We start from the raw sequence: 15,105 nt of genomic DNA on the forward strand, positions 1-15,105 counted from the left end.
GGCAGGTCGATCCAGATCCAGCCGCCATAGGGCTGGTTGATCACATTGACGAAGACCTCGTTGCGCACGACTTCGCGCTGATTGTCGAGTTGGGCTTCATCCAGATTGGGCGCGCGCATGCGGTCGGCCTCGGCCCACAGCACGGCGTTCAGGGCGTTGGACGGCACGACCTCGAAATAATTGGTGAAGTCATAGCGCGTCGAGCCATTGTTCACGCCGCCGGATCCGTAGATCAGCGTGTCAAAGGCGCCGTGTGGAAGATTTTCCGAGCCGGCGAACATCAGGTGCTCGAACAGATGGGCAAAACCGGTGCGGCCGCGTGGCTCATTGCGGAAGCCGACGCCGTAATACACAGCCACGGTCGCGGTTGGCACGCTGGCATCCTCGGACAGGACAACGCGCAGGCCATTGTCGAGTTCGTGATAGCTGACATCGACCGTGAAATCGGTCGACAGGCCGGTCTCGGCCACGGTCTCCGGCGTCATTTCGGTTGTGGCCGTGTCGTCCGGCGAACTGGCCGGCTGGCACGCAGCCAGGAGGAGCGCCCCGAATCCGGTCGCCAAGCCTCTGTAAAGTGTCATGATATCCCCGCTCGTGACTGCAGTCGTCGTATTGGAAGGCGGTATCAAAGCCCTCCCGACCGACCGGGTCAAACCGTCATGACGAAGATTTAATCCGTCGGAGCGGCCTCGTGGCGGACGATATCGGCCAGCCGCAGACTCGGCATGCCGCGGATATCATCCTCGATCCGGTCCAGATCGCCGACGATGACAAGGGTGAAGCGATCATTGCGCAGATAGGCGCGGGCGACGGCGCTGACCTCGCGATCACTCGTGCCCATGATTGATGGCACGCGCTGGTCGAGATAGTCATGATCGAGGCCGAAACTGTCCCGCAGCCCAAGGTTTTCCAGCAGACCATAGGACGATCCCGCCGACATCACGAAGAGGCTGGCGAGCCAGCGCCGCGTGCTCTCCATCTCCCAGTCATACTGGCGCAGCGACCCGATGGTGTCGAAGACGGCCGTCAGCGCGATCAGCGTCCGCGGTGTGTCGATATCGTCGGTATAGGTCCACATGCCGCCACCGCGGGTCCATTGCACAAAGCTGGTCGGCGAATAGGACCAGCCGGCCTCGCGCATGCGGGCAGCTATGGCGCCGCCCAGGGCAGCATCCATGATGGAAATCGCGGTCGCATCCTTCGATGTGACGCTGCTGACAGGATAGACGAGGTGAACCGTGCTCTGCGGGGCGCCGGGGCGGTTTATGAGATGCACGGCGGGGCCGCGCGCCGGCACGGCCTGCGGTGCCGTATCGGCCGCACCGCGCGGCCAGTCACCGAAAGCGTCACGTACGGCGGCTTCCATTTCCAGCGTGTCGAAGCGGCCGGCAATATAGAGATGGGTCCGGCCTGCGCTGAAATTCCGATCGTGGAATCTGCGCACATCGGCGAGCGTGAATGTGTCGATCTGACCCGGACGGGGCAGGCCGAAATGATAGGGGTGGCCCTCCGGGAAAAGTGTGTGGAAGGCGGTCACAAAAGCCTGGCTTCCCGGCTCCAGGCGGCGGCGTTCGATATCGCGCGACATGCCCGACCGGATCCGTTCGAAGGCGTCGGCCGGGAAGTCGGGACGGCGAACCGCATCGGCGATCAGATGGAGCGCGTCTTCACCGTGTTCGGCCAGGACATAGCTGCCCATCAGCGTGTTGGACTGGGTGACGCTTGTATTGAGCGAGCCGCCCATCGCGCCGAAGCGGGCACCGATCTCGGCCCGGTCCATCCCGGCGAAACCTTCTTCCATCATCGCGGCGGTGAGATCGGCAATCCAGGTCTGTTCGCCATCATCGATATTGCCGGCGCGCACGGAGACGATCACATCCATGGTCGGGGTCATCCCCCAAGGCACGAAGGTGACCGTCAGCCCGTTTTCCAGGGTCAGTGTCTGGCTGGCAGGCAGTTCGAAGGGGATGGGTTCGCCCGGTGCAGGCGGCAGCAGGCCACGGCCGGGCTCGTCGGCGCGGGCACCGGGTGCGGCAAGGGCAGCCAGAAGGGCGAGGGCGGGCAGGAAGACGGAGCGGATCATCATGGGGCCTCCTCGCCGGACGGCGCGGTCGGGCGTCCGTCTCCGGGTCTCAATTCCAGCACGGTCCGGTTCTCTCGCCGCAGCCAGGTCCGAGCTGTCCGCTGGATCATTTCCGGCGTGACCTGCTCAAAGCCGTCCTCGATCCGGTTGATCCGGCTGGGGTCATCGTCAAACAGGGCGAAGCTCGCCAGCAGGTCGGCGACGCCGAAGCGGGTGGAGTAGTCGAGGCTGGCGTAGAATTCGGTGAGAAACTTGCTGCGGGCGGCAGCGAGATCCTCGGCACTGACCGGACTGGCGCGCAGCGAGTCGATCACCGCGTCAAAATCGGCCAGGACCTGGTCCGGTGCGACGGCGTCATCATGGATGATGCTCGCCGTCCACAACATTGGCCCGTCATAGTTGAAAACATTGCCCAACAGGTTGATCCCGCCGGAAATCTGGGTGCCGTGACCCAGTTCGTCGACCAGGCGCCGGCGCAGGCGGGCATCGCCGCCACGGACCAGGATCTGGTCGATCAGGATCATCGCGAAATAGTCCGGCGTGCCCCGCTCGGGCATGTGATAGGCCACAGCAAGTCCCGGCTCGGTGGCCAGCGGGTCCGTCATCTCCGCCCATTTTTCCTCGGTCTGTGGTGGCTCGGAGACGTCGATCTCCGGCAATGCGGGACCGGTGGGAATATCGCCGAAATATTGCTCGATCGTGGTCAGCGTTTCGTCAGCGTCGAAGCTGCCGGCCACGACGAGGACCGCATTGCGCGGCGTGTAGTACTGTTCGAAGAAGGCGCGGGCATCCTCGACAGTGGCCGCATCCAGATCGCTCAGATCGCCGTAGAAATTGTGCGCATTGTGCCAGTTTTCATTCGCGATCATCGGCAGGTCGATCCAGGTCCAGTCGCCATAGGCCTGGTTCTGGACATTGACGAAAATCTCGTTGCGCACGACGTCGCGCTCGCGCTGGAAAACCTGGGTGCTGATGGTCGGCGCCGCCATGCGGTCAGCCTCGGCCCACAGGAAGGCGTTGAGGGCATTGGCCGGCACCACGCCGAAATAATTGGTGAAATCCAGTCGGGTCGAACCGTTGGCGATGCCGCCCATGCCGGAGATGAAATAGTAGAAGACCGAATCCGGCAGGTTTTCCGAACCGGCAAAGAAGACATGCTCGAACAGGTGCGCAAAACCGGTGCGTCCGCGCGGTTCATTGCGATAGCCGACCCCGTAATAGACCGCGACCGTAGCGGTCGGCACGGTGTGATCTTCCGCCAGTACAACCCGCAGGCCGTTATCGAGCGTCTCGTAGCGCACCGGAATGTGCAGCTCGCTCTGCGGGGCAGGCGTCGACTGGGCGGAGGCCAGTCCGGCACACAGGCTCAGGGCGAGCCCGGTGAGGGCTCGGATAACTAGACGCATGACACTCATCCTGACTGGTAGCGCGATCTGATGGCCGGCGCGGCGAGCGCGCTCCTGCCTATCAAGCCAGCGCAGGGCGCCGGGGTCAAATCAGGGCGCCAGTGAAAAGCGTGGCGACCAGAAGCAGCCCGCTGATCCGGTTCGACTTGAAAAGGGCAAGGCATCTGGCCCCGTCTTCGATATCAAGGCGCCGGACCTGGTTGAACAAATGCGCGGTGTAGAGCGTGAACGGAATGACGATCCAGGGCGTGGCCTGGCTCATCCAGATTGCGAGGGCGATGAGGATTGCATTGGCGCCGTAAAAGCCGGCGACCCAGTATTGCGAGCTTTCGCCGAACAGGCGGGCGGTCGATTTGACGCCGACCAGCGCATCATCCTCGCTGTCCTGCTGGGCATAGATGGTGTCATAGCCCAGCGTCCACAGGACGCAGGCGATATAGAGCACGATCATGACGCCATCGACGCGGCCGGTTGCGGCGATATAGGCGACCGGTACCCCCCAGTTGAAGGTCAGGCCGAGCCAGGCCTGGGGCCACCAGGTTATGCGCTTCATGAAGGGATAGGCCGCCACCAGCAGGAGCGAGGCCAGGCCGACAGCGATCGCGATCAACGGTAATTGCAGTAGCACAATCAGGCCGACCAGCGCCTGCCCGGCCAGGAAGAGCCAGGCCTGTTTCAGCGTCACCGTCCCGGCCGCGAGCGGCCGGTCGGCAGTCCGCGCAACCCGGGCATCGAGTTCACGGTCGACAATATCGTTATAGGTGCAGCCGGCCCCGCGCATGGCGATGGCGCCGATTGCAAAGAGCACGGCCAGCCAGAGATCCGGCAGCCCCAGCCCGTCGCCGATCCGGGCCGCCATGAGGCCCATCCAGCAGGGCAGGGCCAGCAGCCAGAAGCCGATGGGCCGGTCATAGCGGGCCAGACGCAGATAGGGGCGCAGGGCGAGCGGGGCTCGGTCGACCCAGGATGTAGGCAGGCTGTCGGCGACCCGACGGTCGAAATTCAGTTGCATCCCCGGTGTTTGGCAAAGCCTGACGGCCAATTCAAGGCAGGAGTGCGCTGCGGGCTGCCGGGACTTGACCTGGCGCGGCGGCGCGGCCAAAGCGGAAGACATGTCGACCGCACCCCGTCTCCATATCGATGCCCCGCTCGCTGCCGGTGCCACCCTGCCGCTGACGCGGGAGGATGCGCACTACCTGCTCAATGTCATGCGGCGCGGCGAAGGCGATCCGGTTCGCATCTTCAATGGCCGCGATGGCGAGTGGTCGGCGCAAATCGCCCACGCCTCGAAAAAGGCAGCGACCTTGAAGCTTGAAGCGCAGACCTGGCCGCAGCAGGGCGTGCCCGACCTCTGGCTGCTCTTCGCGCCGGTCAAGCGCCAGAAAACCGACCTCATCGTCGAGAAGGCGACCGAGCTTGGCGTCGCGGCGATCTGTCCGGTGATGACGGCCCGGACCCAGTCCGACCGCATCAAGTATGAGCGCTTCGAGTCGATCGCCAAGGAGGCGGCCGAGCAGACCGAACGGCTCGACCTGCCGGAGATCCGCGAGATCGACAAGCTCGACCGGGTCCTCGATGCCTGGCCGGCCGACCGGGTAATCATCTTCTGTGATGAAAGCGGTGACGAGGCGGACGAGGCCTGGGGCGGGGCCCGGGGCCGCGGCCAGCCCATGGCCTCGGCACTCGCCGCCTCCGGCGCCCTGCCTGCGGCCATCCTCATCGGCCCGGAAGGTGGTTTCTCGCCTGCCGAGCGTGAGCGCCTGCGCAGCCTCGATCCCGTCATCCCGGTCACGCTGGGGCCCCGCATCCTGCGCGCCGAGACGGCGGTCATTGCGGCACTGACGATCTGGCAAAGCGCGTGCGGGGACTGGCGTTGAGCTGGTCCGGCCGTCGATGCCGCGCCGTCACAACGCTGTGAATCTCAGCGCCTTGCCCTTGTTCCCGGCGCAGTGCCCCCATATCTGTTGCGGACATTTTGAACGGCGGGGGCGCTTGATATGAGCGGCACGTATAATTCGGGCGGCGAAGGTGCTCCCATTGAAAGCCTGGACCAGCTGACGGCCTATTTCGCGGCTGGCGAAAAGCCGGAGGCGGCTTTCCGCATCGGCACCGAGCACGAGAAATTCGGCTTTGCCCTGGGCGATCACACGCCCTTGCCCTTCCGCGCCGACGGTCCCAGCGTCGAAAAGATGCTCTCCGGACTGGAACGCTTTGGCTGGCAGCCCGTGCGCGAGGGTGGCGAGCTGATCGCGCTCAAGCGTGACGGGGCCTCGATCACACTCGAGCCGGGCGGGCAGTTCGAGCTCTCCGGGGCGCCGCTGGAAACCATCCACCAGACCTGCGCCGAGGTGAACTCACATCTCAAGGAAGTGCGCGAAGTGGCCGACGAGATCGGCGCCGGTTTCCTCGGTCTGGGATTCTCGCCGAAATGGTCGCTGGAAGACACGCCGATGATGCCCAAGGCGCGCTATGGGCTGATGAAGGCCTACATGCCGAAGGTCGGCACGATGGGCCATCAGATGATGTTCCGCTCCTGTACCGTCCAGACCAATCTCGATTTCGCGACCGAAGCCGACATGGCGAAGAAATTCCGGGTCTCGCTGGCCCTGCAGCCACTGGCCACGGCACTGTTTGCCAATTCGCCCTTCAAGGATGGCGGGCTGCACGGCTTCCTGTCCTATCGGGCCCATGTCTGGACCGACACCGACAATAACCGCACCGGCATGCTGCCCTTCGTCTTCGATGAGGGCTTCGGCTATGAGCAGTATCGCGACTGGGCGCTTGATGTGCCGATGTATTTCGTCAAGCGTGGCGGCGAGTACAGGGACGCCACCGGCAAGTCCTTCCGCGACTTCCTGGCCGGCAAGCTCGACATCCTGCCCGGTGAAAAGCCGGTGATCAGCGATTGGGAAGACCATCTCTCCACCGTCTTCCCCGAAGTGCGCCTGAAGACCTTCCTGGAAATGCGCGGCGCCGATTCAGGGCCGTGGAACACGCTGTGTGCCCTGCCGGCCTTCTGGGTCGGCCTGCTCTATGACGGCGCGTCGCTGGATGCGGCCTGGGATCTGGTCAGGGACTGGTCGAGCGAGGAACGCGACGCCCTGCGTGTCGGTGCCGCGAAAACCGGCCTGCACACGCCATTCCGGAACGGCACGCTGCAGGACATTGCCCGCGAGGCCCTGGCGATTGCCCGCTCCGGCCTGCGCGCCCGCGCGAGGCTCAACGGACATGGCGAGAGCGAGACGCTCTTCCTTGACGATCTCGACGAGATTGCCCGCACCGGCGTGACCCGGGCCGAGGATCTGGTCACGCGCTACAAGGATGACTGGAAGGGCTCGATCGAGCCGGTCTTCACCGAGTGCGCCTACTAGCGGACGCCAGAATATCCGTTCCCGGATGAACCGTGCACACCCAAATGTGTAGCGCTCCCATGTATCCGCCCGTCCTCGAGGCTTGAGCCTTCCCCGTGCGCGTGGTCAATTGCCTGCCTATTTAAAGCCCGCGTGGGGCGGGTACTGGGGAGATACGCGTGACGGACACGACCGCAACGCCGGGTAATGCACCCAATCAAGAAAACAAGGACACCTCCTTCTTCGGGCATCCGAAGGGGCTGGCCATCCTGTTCTTCACCGAAATGTGGGAACGCTTCTCGTATTACGGGATGCGGGGCCTGCTGATCATTTATCTGACACAGCACTTCCTGTTCTCGGACGAGCGCTCGGGCGTGATGTACGGCGCTTATACGGCGCTGGTCTACATCATGACGATCATCGGCGGGACGTTGGCTGATCGGTATCTGGGTCAGCGCAAGGCGGTGACATTCGGCGCCGTCCTGCTGGTTCTCGGCCATTTGGGGATGGCCTTTGAAGGCAGCGGATCTCGCCAGGACATCACGGTCGCCAACGAGACCTATGAGCTTCAGGCCGAAGGCCGTGGCGATCGCCAGCAGCTTTTCATCGACTATGAGGGAGCGGATCGTCTGCTGGTTTTCCGGACCGACACCACGCTGACCCTGACAGGTAGCAATGGCGACACCCGCAGCTTCCTCGGTGAACGCTATGACGCCGCCGAGCAGGAAGTGGAACGCGCAGCGGAATACGCCTTGATCGCGGAACCGCGCAGCTTCCTCGCCAATATCTGCAATACGTTCGGGATCGCGTCCTGCTCGGGTGACGAGCCGGCAACGACACTCGAACTGCCCGGTGAGGGCGAGTTCCCGGTCACGATCTCCATGGATGGCGACGATGTTGTTCGCACGGTGGAGATCGCCGGCGCGACCTATCAGCTCACCGAGGCCGATCAGAACTATCTTGAGGTCGTCAACGATAATGGGACCCGGGACAATGATGATGACACGGTGCTGACCAGTGCCGCCGAAGGCGAGTATGCCGTCGGCGAACCGGTTCGCCAGCCGCTCTACGTCTTCATCCTATACCTCTCTCTGGCGTTGATCATTGCCGGTGTCGGTTACCTCAAGGCCAATATTTCGACGATTGTCGGCTCGCTCTATGGCGTCGAAGACAAGCGTCGCGACTCCGGTTTCACGCTCTTCTACATGGGCATCAATCTGGGCTCATTCCTGTCATCCATAACCTGCGGCATCCTGGGTATCGTCTATGGCTGGGCCTGGGGCTTCGGCCTCGCCGGCGTGGGCATGCTGGCCGGTCTGGCCGTCTTCATCTGGGGTCAGAAATACCTTGAAGGTCGTGCCGAGCCGCCCAATCCCGAAAAGCTGAAGAAGAAGGTGCTTGGCCCGATCACGGTCGAACACGCCTGCTATCTGGCCGGGCTGGGCATTATCGCCGTGTCGATGTCGCTGGTCATGAATGCGCACGTCATTCCCGAGTGGTTTGTCGGCATGCTGGGCGTGGCAATCTTCGTCCTGCTTGTCCTCTACAGCATCATCAAGCTGAGCGGTGTCGAGCGCAGTCGCATGTTTGCCGCGATCTATTTCGTGCTTGCGCAGATCCCGTTCTGGGCCCTGTTCGAGCAGGCTGGATCTTCGCTCAACCTGTTCACCGACCGACTTGTCGACAAGACCATTTTCGGATGGTCGGTACCGGCCCCGGTCTTCCAGTCGCTCAATGCCGGCTTCATCTTCATTTTCGCGCCGATCGTGGCCTGGATGTGGATTGCGTTGGCCAAGCGGAACCGTGAGCCCTCGACACCGGTGAAATTCGCGATCGGTGTCTTTGGTGTGGGGCTTGGATTCCTCGCCCTGGTCGGCGGGATGCAGGCCGGTGGCTCGGCCGGGATGACGGCGGTTGTCTTCATCTTCCTGATCTACTGGATCCACACGATGTCGGAGCTTCTGCTCTCACCGGTCGGCCTGTCTGCGGTGACCAAGCTGGCACCGGCACGGGTCGTCGGGATGACGATGGGGGCCTGGTTCCTCTATTCCGGTCTGTCCAACTATCTTGCCGGCGTGATCGCGAAGTCGACGGGCGCAGAAACGGTTGGCGGCCAGCTGACCAATGTGGCGGCAGCCAAGGCGACCTATGTCAGCGTCTATACGCAGGTCGGGATCATCGCCATGTTGATCGCTCTGCTGATGCTGCTGATCTCACCGATCATCAAGCGTCTGATGGCGGAGAGCAGCCTGACCTCGCATCCGACGGAAACCGAAGCCGGTGGTCCGTCCATGGACCGGTCGTCGGACGCGCCCTGAGCCGCGCTCCAGGTCTGAATGAGGAAGGCCGCGGAACGTCTGTTCCGCGGCCTTTGTCTTGCGCATTTCCAGGGGGGTCTAAAGACCAGGCATCTGCACCCGGTCGCCATTGCATTGTGTGGCCTCGGTGGTGCCGGAGATTTCGAACACGCCGGTCGTCCGGTCGACGCGGATACGGGCATGGCGCAATGTGTCCATGCCGATCACCATGGCCGGTTCATCGGCCCAGCCCAGCGCGTCAAACACGTCGAGATCGGATTGCAGCGCCGGAGACTGGTCGACACAAAGGCCACCGATCTGCAGCTGGCGAATGAGAACAGGCCGGGCTTCTTCCGGGTCTTCATCCTCGATCCCGGTGACCGCGACATTGATGTTGAACTGGACGCCGGCATCAAAGAGATGGCGGCGAAGCTGACGATTGATCAGTGTGTGCGAGCTGCCCGTGTCGATGATGACATGGACCGGGGCCGAGCGTCGGCGCAATTGCGCTTCGCCGATCAGCAGGCCGCGGCGTTCGATCTGACCGTCCGGATGGGCGGCAGGCCCGCTGTCGAGAATCAGCTGGAGCGTGTCGACATCGATCTCATAGCGGTCCGCGGTAATGGCGTCCGCGCCCAATAGCCCGGCAACGGGCAGGGGATGTTCTGCAGCCACCGGAATGATCACGCTGTTGACGCCGACCGGGTCGAGCCCCGGCATGTAGAGCCGTTCGATCGGGTAGCGCTCGGCGTCGAACCGCGCATTCAGCGACTGGACGAGGTCGTAATCTTCCCATTGCGACACGAAGCCGACACCTTCGGCCACCGGCTGGGCGATGGCGGTATTGCTGGCGCCGGTATCGAGAATGAAGGTCTGGGGCTCGCTCTCATTGAGCGAGACCGGGATCAGCAGATGGCCACTGGGCGCGCGCACCAGATTGACCCGTGTCTGGGCCTGGCCTGGCGCGGTCAGGCCGAGTGAGGCCAGGGCCAGAGCGGTGCCAGCGAGCAGCGCCCGGCTCAGCCGGCGCGGTTTCAAGTCACGATCAAAGACGCTCATGCGCGCTCCTGTGCCTGCCATGCGGTGGGATCACCGCTGCAGCTCGTTTGCGCCAGCAGCCCCCACACCGGCACAGGATGAATTTCGGTTCCGGACTTTCAGGTCCGCACGGCTGTCAGCCTAGCTGCACCCGTTTCACGCCGCCACCGGATTGATGTGGCGCTCTCTTCAATGTGATCGGCAATGGGATCGGCGCCGACAGCCAGGCTGCCGGCGCCGGATCATCAGAATGTGCTGCGGGCACTGATCTGGAAGGTGCGGCCCATCGACCAGTTCCGATAATCGATCGAATCGATGATGCCATCGGCGCGGGAGCCATCATAGAAAACCCGCCGCCGCTCATCGCCATCATTGAACACGCCATCCACCTGGGCGCGCAGGGTCACGCCGAAAAAGCGCGTCGTCTCGACGTAAATGTCCAGATCGCCATCGGTATTGTCGTGAACCTGGTATTCGCGTGCGCGGAACACCTCGCCATTCGACAGCCAGAAATAATCCCAACCCCAGGCCATCTGGCTTTGAGGGAAGGTCTGGCGGAAATCGAGTCGGAGCTCCCACTCACGATAGCCCGACCAGTGCCGGTCCTCACCGGTCAGCGGGTCCTCGACATTGGTATTGTACCATTCGAGGAAGACGTCGAGGACGGCATTGTTGAGACCGAGCGAGTCCAGCGGGGTGGTCATGTTGCCGGTGACCCGCAGATTGGTGCCATCGCCGATATTGCCCGGGGCATCAAAGACACCGCTTGGCGTCGTGATCGACACCCAGCCATCGAGATCCTCGACCCAGTCATAACCGATCTGCAACGAGAATGAGCCCTCATCACCGAAGCGGCGTTCCCACTCGCCTTCCAGCGTCCAGGTGCGCTGGGGCACATAGTCCGGATTGCCCAAGGTGGAGTTTCCATCCTGGACATCGACCGAGGAGGCAAACTTGCCGAACTCCAGCTGGGCCACATCCCGCCGTCCGCTGAAGCGGAAACGGTTTCGGTCATCCGACCGGTAGTTCAGCGTGATGCTCGGCTTCGGGTAGGTGAAGGAGCGCGTCTGTTGTGCATCGCCGGTCTGGGTGATCTCGGAGAACTCGTAGCGCAGTCCGCTTTCGAGGCTGTATTGGTCGTTGATCTGCCAGACATGATTGGCAAAGAGTTCGCTGCGGCTTTCCTCGACCCGGGTGGAGGATACCGGCAGGTCAAGCATCGTCACTGTCGTGCCGTCATCGATCGCAATTGCGAAGTCCGTGTCGCGGGCATTGAGGGCGTGCTCGCCACCAATCTCGAGCGAGTGCTGCTCATTGGGGTCCCATGACAGGGTCTGGCGGAAGGCGGTTTCTTCTGTTTCGCCCGAGTAATCGACGATCTGGGCCCCAATGAAGCCGGTGAGCGGGTCATAGGTCTCATAGGCCTCCGGACCGTCTTCATAGCGCTCGCGGGTGGCGAGGAGGAGTGTTTCCGACGACAGCTGCTCGCCCAGGTCCCGCTGGTATGAAAGCGTGCCGGAATACAGGCTGCCGTGATTTTCGGTCTCGTTGTGCTCGAGCCGGTCGGGCGTCAGCGTCGAGCCCGACACGGCGTTGAACTCGGCGAATCGGACACGATGCCAGGTCCAGATATTGGCCCGGGCATCGACGCGCAGGCGAGACGAGTCGTCAATGTCCCAATTCATCGACCAGCTTGGAGCGAACTCTTCGTATTGACGTTGGTCATTGTCATGCCCGCGCCGTAGCGCGATGTCGGCCGCGTCATGGTCTGCCGTTTGGCGCTCCACGCGATTGCCGCTCATCCCCGTATCGAGACCGAAGGTCATCTCGGTCGGACCGACCGGTGTTGTGTAGGAGGCGATGAGGCGCGGGCCGAGCCGCCCGCTGTCGGAGACTTGCAGGCGTGCATCCCAGGAACCGGACTGACCGGCGCCCTCGCGCAGAACCACATTCACGAGGCGCGAATGGCCGCGCATGTCGTATTGTGGCAGGGCTTCCTGGATCAGCTCGACATGGGCGACGTCATCGGCCGGAATGCGTTGCAGCACAGTCTGCAGCGAGAGTGACTTGTTCGACGGGCGGCGCCCGTTGATCAGCAGATTGCCGAAACTGTCGCCAAGCCCGCGGCGACTGGTATCACCGTTCGACAGGCCGAAACCCGGGACGCGTGACACCATGTCCAGTGCCGTGACAGGCGCGTAGTTGGTGAAGAAGTCCTGCTGATAGGTGGCCACGCCGGACTGGGTCCGGACAAGTGGTGAATTGCTGGCGGCCGGGCCGTCCTGCAGTGCGAATGCAGATGCACCCATGAGCGCGCTGACGGCTATGCCGGCCACGCTGCTTTTCAAAATCCCTCGCATAATGTCCCTACGCTTTGTACCTGCCCAACTCCCCGTCGCTGAGGCTCTAGGCGTGGCCGGTGCGGGGCGCTACGTACGCTTCCGTAAGGTTCGTCACGGACGTGTTATGCTGCACGCGCTAAGCCGCACAGGTTTCGCAGTAAAGCGCTGTTATGTAATGATTTTATAGAATGCAGAGCGATCACGCCGTGGTAATCTTTCGGACATGAAATTTTGGTCACGGTCGGTATCGGGCGCTTGATCGCCCGATTGGTCGACGGTTCAGCCGCCGGAACCACCGACCGTCAGGCCGGAAATCTTCAGGCTTGGCTGACCGACGCCGACGGGGACGCCCTGGCCGGCCTTGCCGCACATGCCGACACCCGGATCCATCTCGAAATCATCGCCGATCATGGTGATCTGGGTGAGGGCGGTCGGGCCGTCACCAATCAGGGTCGCGCCCTTGACCGGAGCGACAATCTTGCCGTCCTGGACACGATAGGCCTCGGTGCACTGGAAGACGAATTTGCCCGAAGTGATATCGACCTGGCCGCCGCCGAAATTCACGGCATAGATGCCGTCCTTCAGGCTTTCGACCATTTCCTCGCGCTTGTGCTCGCCAGCCAGCATGTAGGTATTGGTCATGCGCGGCAGCGGCGGGTGGGCATAGGACTGACGCCGGCCATTGCCGGTCGGCTTCTGGCCCATCAGGCGGGCATTCATGCGGTCCTGCATGTAACCGGTCAGAATGCCGTCCTCGATCAGTACCGAACGTTCGGTCGGCGTGCCTTCATCATCAATGGTGAGCGAGCCGCGGCGTTCCGGCATGGTGCCGTCATCGACGACGGTCACGCCCTTGGCGGCGACCTGCTGACCCATGCGCCCGGCGAAGGCAGACGAGCCCTTGCGGTTGAAATCGCCTTCCAGGCCATGACCCACGGCCTCGTGCAGAAGGACGGCCGGCCAGCCCGGTCCTAGCACGACGTCATAGACTCCGGCGGGGGCGTCGACCGCATCGAGATTGACGCGGGCAATGCGCAGCGCTTCATCGGCCAGCGGCTTCCAGGAATCCGGCGTGATCCAGCGATCGAACTCGGCCCGGCCACCAGCTCCGGCCGAGCCGGTTTCGCGCCGCCCGGCGCGCTCGACGGTCACCGACACATTGAGCCGGACGAGTGGACGGATATCGGTTTTCAGATCACCCCCGGCGCGCAGGATCGACACGGACCGCTTGGCGCCGGCGATCGAGGCGGACACCTGGACCACGCTGGCATCCTTGGTCCGGCAATAGGCGTCGATCTCCTGCAGCAATGACGCCTTGGTTTCGAAACCGGGCTGGGCGACCGGGTCGATGGCGTCATAGAGCTTGCGATTGGTGCCGGCGGGCGGCGGAGCCAGGACGCCGGCATGGCCGCGCTTGACGGCCGAGGCGGCCTCGGCGGCGCGCCGAACGGCATCCAGGGTCGGATCGGAGGAGTGGGCATAGCCGAAGGCCTCGCCCGCGACACAGCGCAGGCCAAAGCCGCGCGCCGAATCGAGATTGGCGGCCTTCAGGCGTCCATCATCGAAGACAAGTGATTCGGAAACCTCGGTTTCCAGGAAGAGTTCGCCATCATCGGCCCCGTGCAGGGCGTCGTGCAGAATCGGTTGCACGCTGTCGGCATCAAAATCGAACTGGCTGATCGGATCATCGGACATGATGCGCACTCCCGGGGCTTCTCGACACCATACATAGTCGAGCCGACCCCGGGCGTGAACACAAGGCGCGCGGCGCGACGCAGTCGCCACGCCGGTCGGAGGCTGCGCCCGCTAGCGCGAAGAGATGGTGAAGCGGGACAGCTCATGCTGCGGCAGGTCCCATCCGGGACGCAACCGACGGGCCTGACGATAGGAATCATAGGCGGCTGCGAGCTCATCCAGCGCTTCCAGCGCCAGCCCGCGATTATACCAGGCATCGGCCTCGCGGCTGTCCTGGAGGCGGATCGCCAGATCCGCCTGCTCCACGGCCTCGGCATAGCGGCCGAGCCCGATCAGGGCACAGGCCCGGTTTACGGCCAGCGCGCTGGGGGCGAAATCGTGCAGGGATTCGGCCCGTCGAAAGTCGTCGAGGGCTTCATCATGCCGGTTCTGGTGGATCCGCAAAATGCCCCGATTGACCAGTGTCGCCGCGCGATCACGGCGGGTCACGCGATTGTCGCGCAGGGCCATGTCGCAATCCTGGACGGCGCGGACATCATGACGGGAGGCGACGGCATGTTCGAAACAGGTCGCGGCGGGTGAACGGCCGAGCACCTGGAATTGGGCGGTTGCCGGTGCAGTACTCATACAAACTACAAGGGCAGCGAGTGAGACGAATGGACGCATCGGTCGCTCCTTTCCGTTGCTATGAACCGCTCCATGATATGTCACTGATGACAAATACGCTGATCATAACTTCGCGAGCTGGACATGCGGCCTTTTACAGGCGGACAATCTCCTGTAATGCGGCGCCCAGTGTGTATGACACGAGAAAAAATGCCGTTGATGGCCTGACAGGGCCGGAGACGGGCTCTATATTCCGCCGCCATCGGTGGGGGATTCCCGCCTTAATGC

The 15,105-nt window shown here is 63.2% G+C and carries 11 protein-coding genes; 3 read left to right on the forward strand and 8 right to left on the reverse strand.

Translation table 11 applies throughout. From position 1 onward, the window contains the following. From QZ266_RS09255 to ubiA, 4 genes are all read right to left on the reverse strand, one after another. A partial coding sequence (locus QZ266_RS09255; protein ID WP_367178229.1) for a M16 family metallopeptidase occupies nucleotides 1-485 on the reverse strand: 485 nt, incomplete at its 3' end. A gap of 185 nt (nucleotides 486-670) precedes the next feature. Then, nucleotides 671-2,086: a pitrilysin family protein gene (locus tag QZ266_RS09260; RefSeq protein ID WP_295694315.1), complete on the reverse strand. Its 1,416-nt coding sequence runs from the start codon at nucleotides 2,084-2,086 to the stop codon at nucleotides 671-673. After that, on the reverse strand, nucleotides 2,083-3,489 hold the full coding sequence (locus tag QZ266_RS09265) for a pitrilysin family protein (RefSeq protein ID WP_295694317.1): 1,407 nt from the start codon (nucleotides 3,487-3,489) through the stop codon (nucleotides 2,083-2,085). Before QZ266_RS09265 ends, QZ266_RS09260 begins: the two co-directional genes overlap by 4 nt. Nucleotides 3,490-3,574: 85 nt before the next feature. Further along, entirely contained in the window at nucleotides 3,575-4,501 is a 927-nt protein-coding gene (gene ubiA / locus QZ266_RS09270; RefSeq protein ID WP_295694319.1) for a 4-hydroxybenzoate octaprenyltransferase, read from the reverse strand. 100 nt (nucleotides 4,502-4,601) lie between these two features. Between ubiA and QZ266_RS09275 the strand changes: the two genes are divergently transcribed. The 3 genes from QZ266_RS09275 (at nucleotide 4,602) to QZ266_RS09285 (ending at nucleotide 9,157) form a co-directional block, all read left to right on the forward strand. Then, nucleotides 4,602-5,366 (forward strand): 16S rRNA (uracil(1498)-N(3))-methyltransferase, encoded by a 765-nt coding sequence (locus tag QZ266_RS09275; protein ID WP_295694321.1) that lies wholly within the window; start codon nucleotides 4,602-4,604, stop codon nucleotides 5,364-5,366. Nucleotides 5,367-5,486: 120 nt separating this feature from the next. Then, entirely contained in the window at nucleotides 5,487-6,860 is a 1,374-nt protein-coding gene (locus tag QZ266_RS09280; protein ID WP_295694324.1) for a glutamate--cysteine ligase, read from the forward strand. Nucleotides 6,861-7,123: 263 nt separating this feature from the next. After that, nucleotides 7,124-9,157, forward strand: coding sequence for a peptide MFS transporter (locus tag QZ266_RS09285; RefSeq protein ID WP_367178230.1), 2,034 nt, complete (start codon nucleotides 7,124-7,126; stop codon nucleotides 9,155-9,157). A 78-nt stretch (nucleotides 9,158-9,235) separates the two neighbouring features. Here QZ266_RS09285 and QZ266_RS09290 read toward each other — a convergent pair whose 3' ends face one another. The 4 genes from QZ266_RS09290 to QZ266_RS09305 all read right to left on the reverse strand — a co-directional run bounded on the left by QZ266_RS09290 (nucleotide 9,236) and on the right by QZ266_RS09305 (nucleotide 14,838). Further along, nucleotides 9,236-10,195: an aspartyl protease family protein gene (locus QZ266_RS09290; protein ID WP_295694329.1), complete on the reverse strand. Its 960-nt coding sequence runs from the start codon at nucleotides 10,193-10,195 to the stop codon at nucleotides 9,236-9,238. A 224-nt stretch (nucleotides 10,196-10,419) separates the two neighbouring features. Beyond that, a complete protein-coding gene (locus QZ266_RS09295; protein WP_295694331.1) occupies nucleotides 10,420-12,483 on the reverse strand; it encodes a TonB-dependent receptor in 2,064 nt (687 codons plus the stop codon). Between the two features lie 312 nt (nucleotides 12,484-12,795). Then, nucleotides 12,796-14,211 carry a metalloprotease TldD gene (gene tldD, locus QZ266_RS09300; protein ID WP_295694333.1) on the reverse strand — a complete coding sequence of 472 codons (1,416 nt, stop codon included), beginning with the start codon at nucleotides 14,209-14,211 and terminating at the stop codon, nucleotides 12,796-12,798. 111 nt (nucleotides 14,212-14,322) lie between these two features. Next, nucleotides 14,323-14,838, reverse strand: coding sequence for a tetratricopeptide repeat protein (locus QZ266_RS09305; RefSeq protein ID WP_295694335.1), 516 nt, complete (start codon nucleotides 14,836-14,838; stop codon nucleotides 14,323-14,325). Between the last annotated feature and the right edge of the window lie 267 nt (nucleotides 14,839-15,105).

The sequence above is a fragment of the uncultured Maricaulis sp. genome (genome assembly GCF_905480005.1).
In the GTDB taxonomy this organism is placed as follows: domain Bacteria; phylum Pseudomonadota; class Alphaproteobacteria; order Caulobacterales; family Maricaulaceae; genus Maricaulis.

Coding starts and splice junctions, on each gene's coding strand:
- QZ266_RS09260 (WP_295694315.1), bottom strand. CDS start 2,086: ATGATGATCCGCTCCGTCTTCCTGCCCGCCCTCGCCCTTCTGGCTGCC.
- QZ266_RS09265 (WP_295694317.1), bottom strand. CDS start 3,489: ATGCGTCTAGTTATCCGAGCCCTCACCGGGCTCGCCCTGAGCCTGTGT.
- ubiA (WP_295694319.1), bottom strand. CDS start 4,501: ATGCAACTGAATTTCGACCGTCGGGTCGCCGACAGCCTGCCTACATCC.
- QZ266_RS09275 (WP_295694321.1), top strand. CDS start 4,602: ATGTCGACCGCACCCCGTCTCCATATCGATGCCCCGCTCGCTGCCGGT.
- QZ266_RS09280 (WP_295694324.1), top strand. CDS start 5,487: ATGAGCGGCACGTATAATTCGGGCGGCGAAGGTGCTCCCATTGAAAGC.
- QZ266_RS09285 (WP_367178230.1), top strand. CDS start 7,124: ATGTGGGAACGCTTCTCGTATTACGGGATGCGGGGCCTGCTGATCATT.
- QZ266_RS09290 (WP_295694329.1), bottom strand. CDS start 10,195: ATGAGCGTCTTTGATCGTGACTTGAAACCGCGCCGGCTGAGCCGGGCG.
- QZ266_RS09295 (WP_295694331.1), bottom strand. CDS start 12,483: ATGGGTGCATCTGCATTCGCACTGCAGGACGGCCCGGCCGCCAGCAAT.
- tldD (WP_295694333.1), bottom strand. CDS start 14,211: ATGTCCGATGATCCGATCAGCCAGTTCGATTTTGATGCCGACAGCGTG.
- QZ266_RS09305 (WP_295694335.1), bottom strand. CDS start 14,838: ATGAGTACTGCACCGGCAACCGCCCAATTCCAGGTGCTCGGCCGTTCA.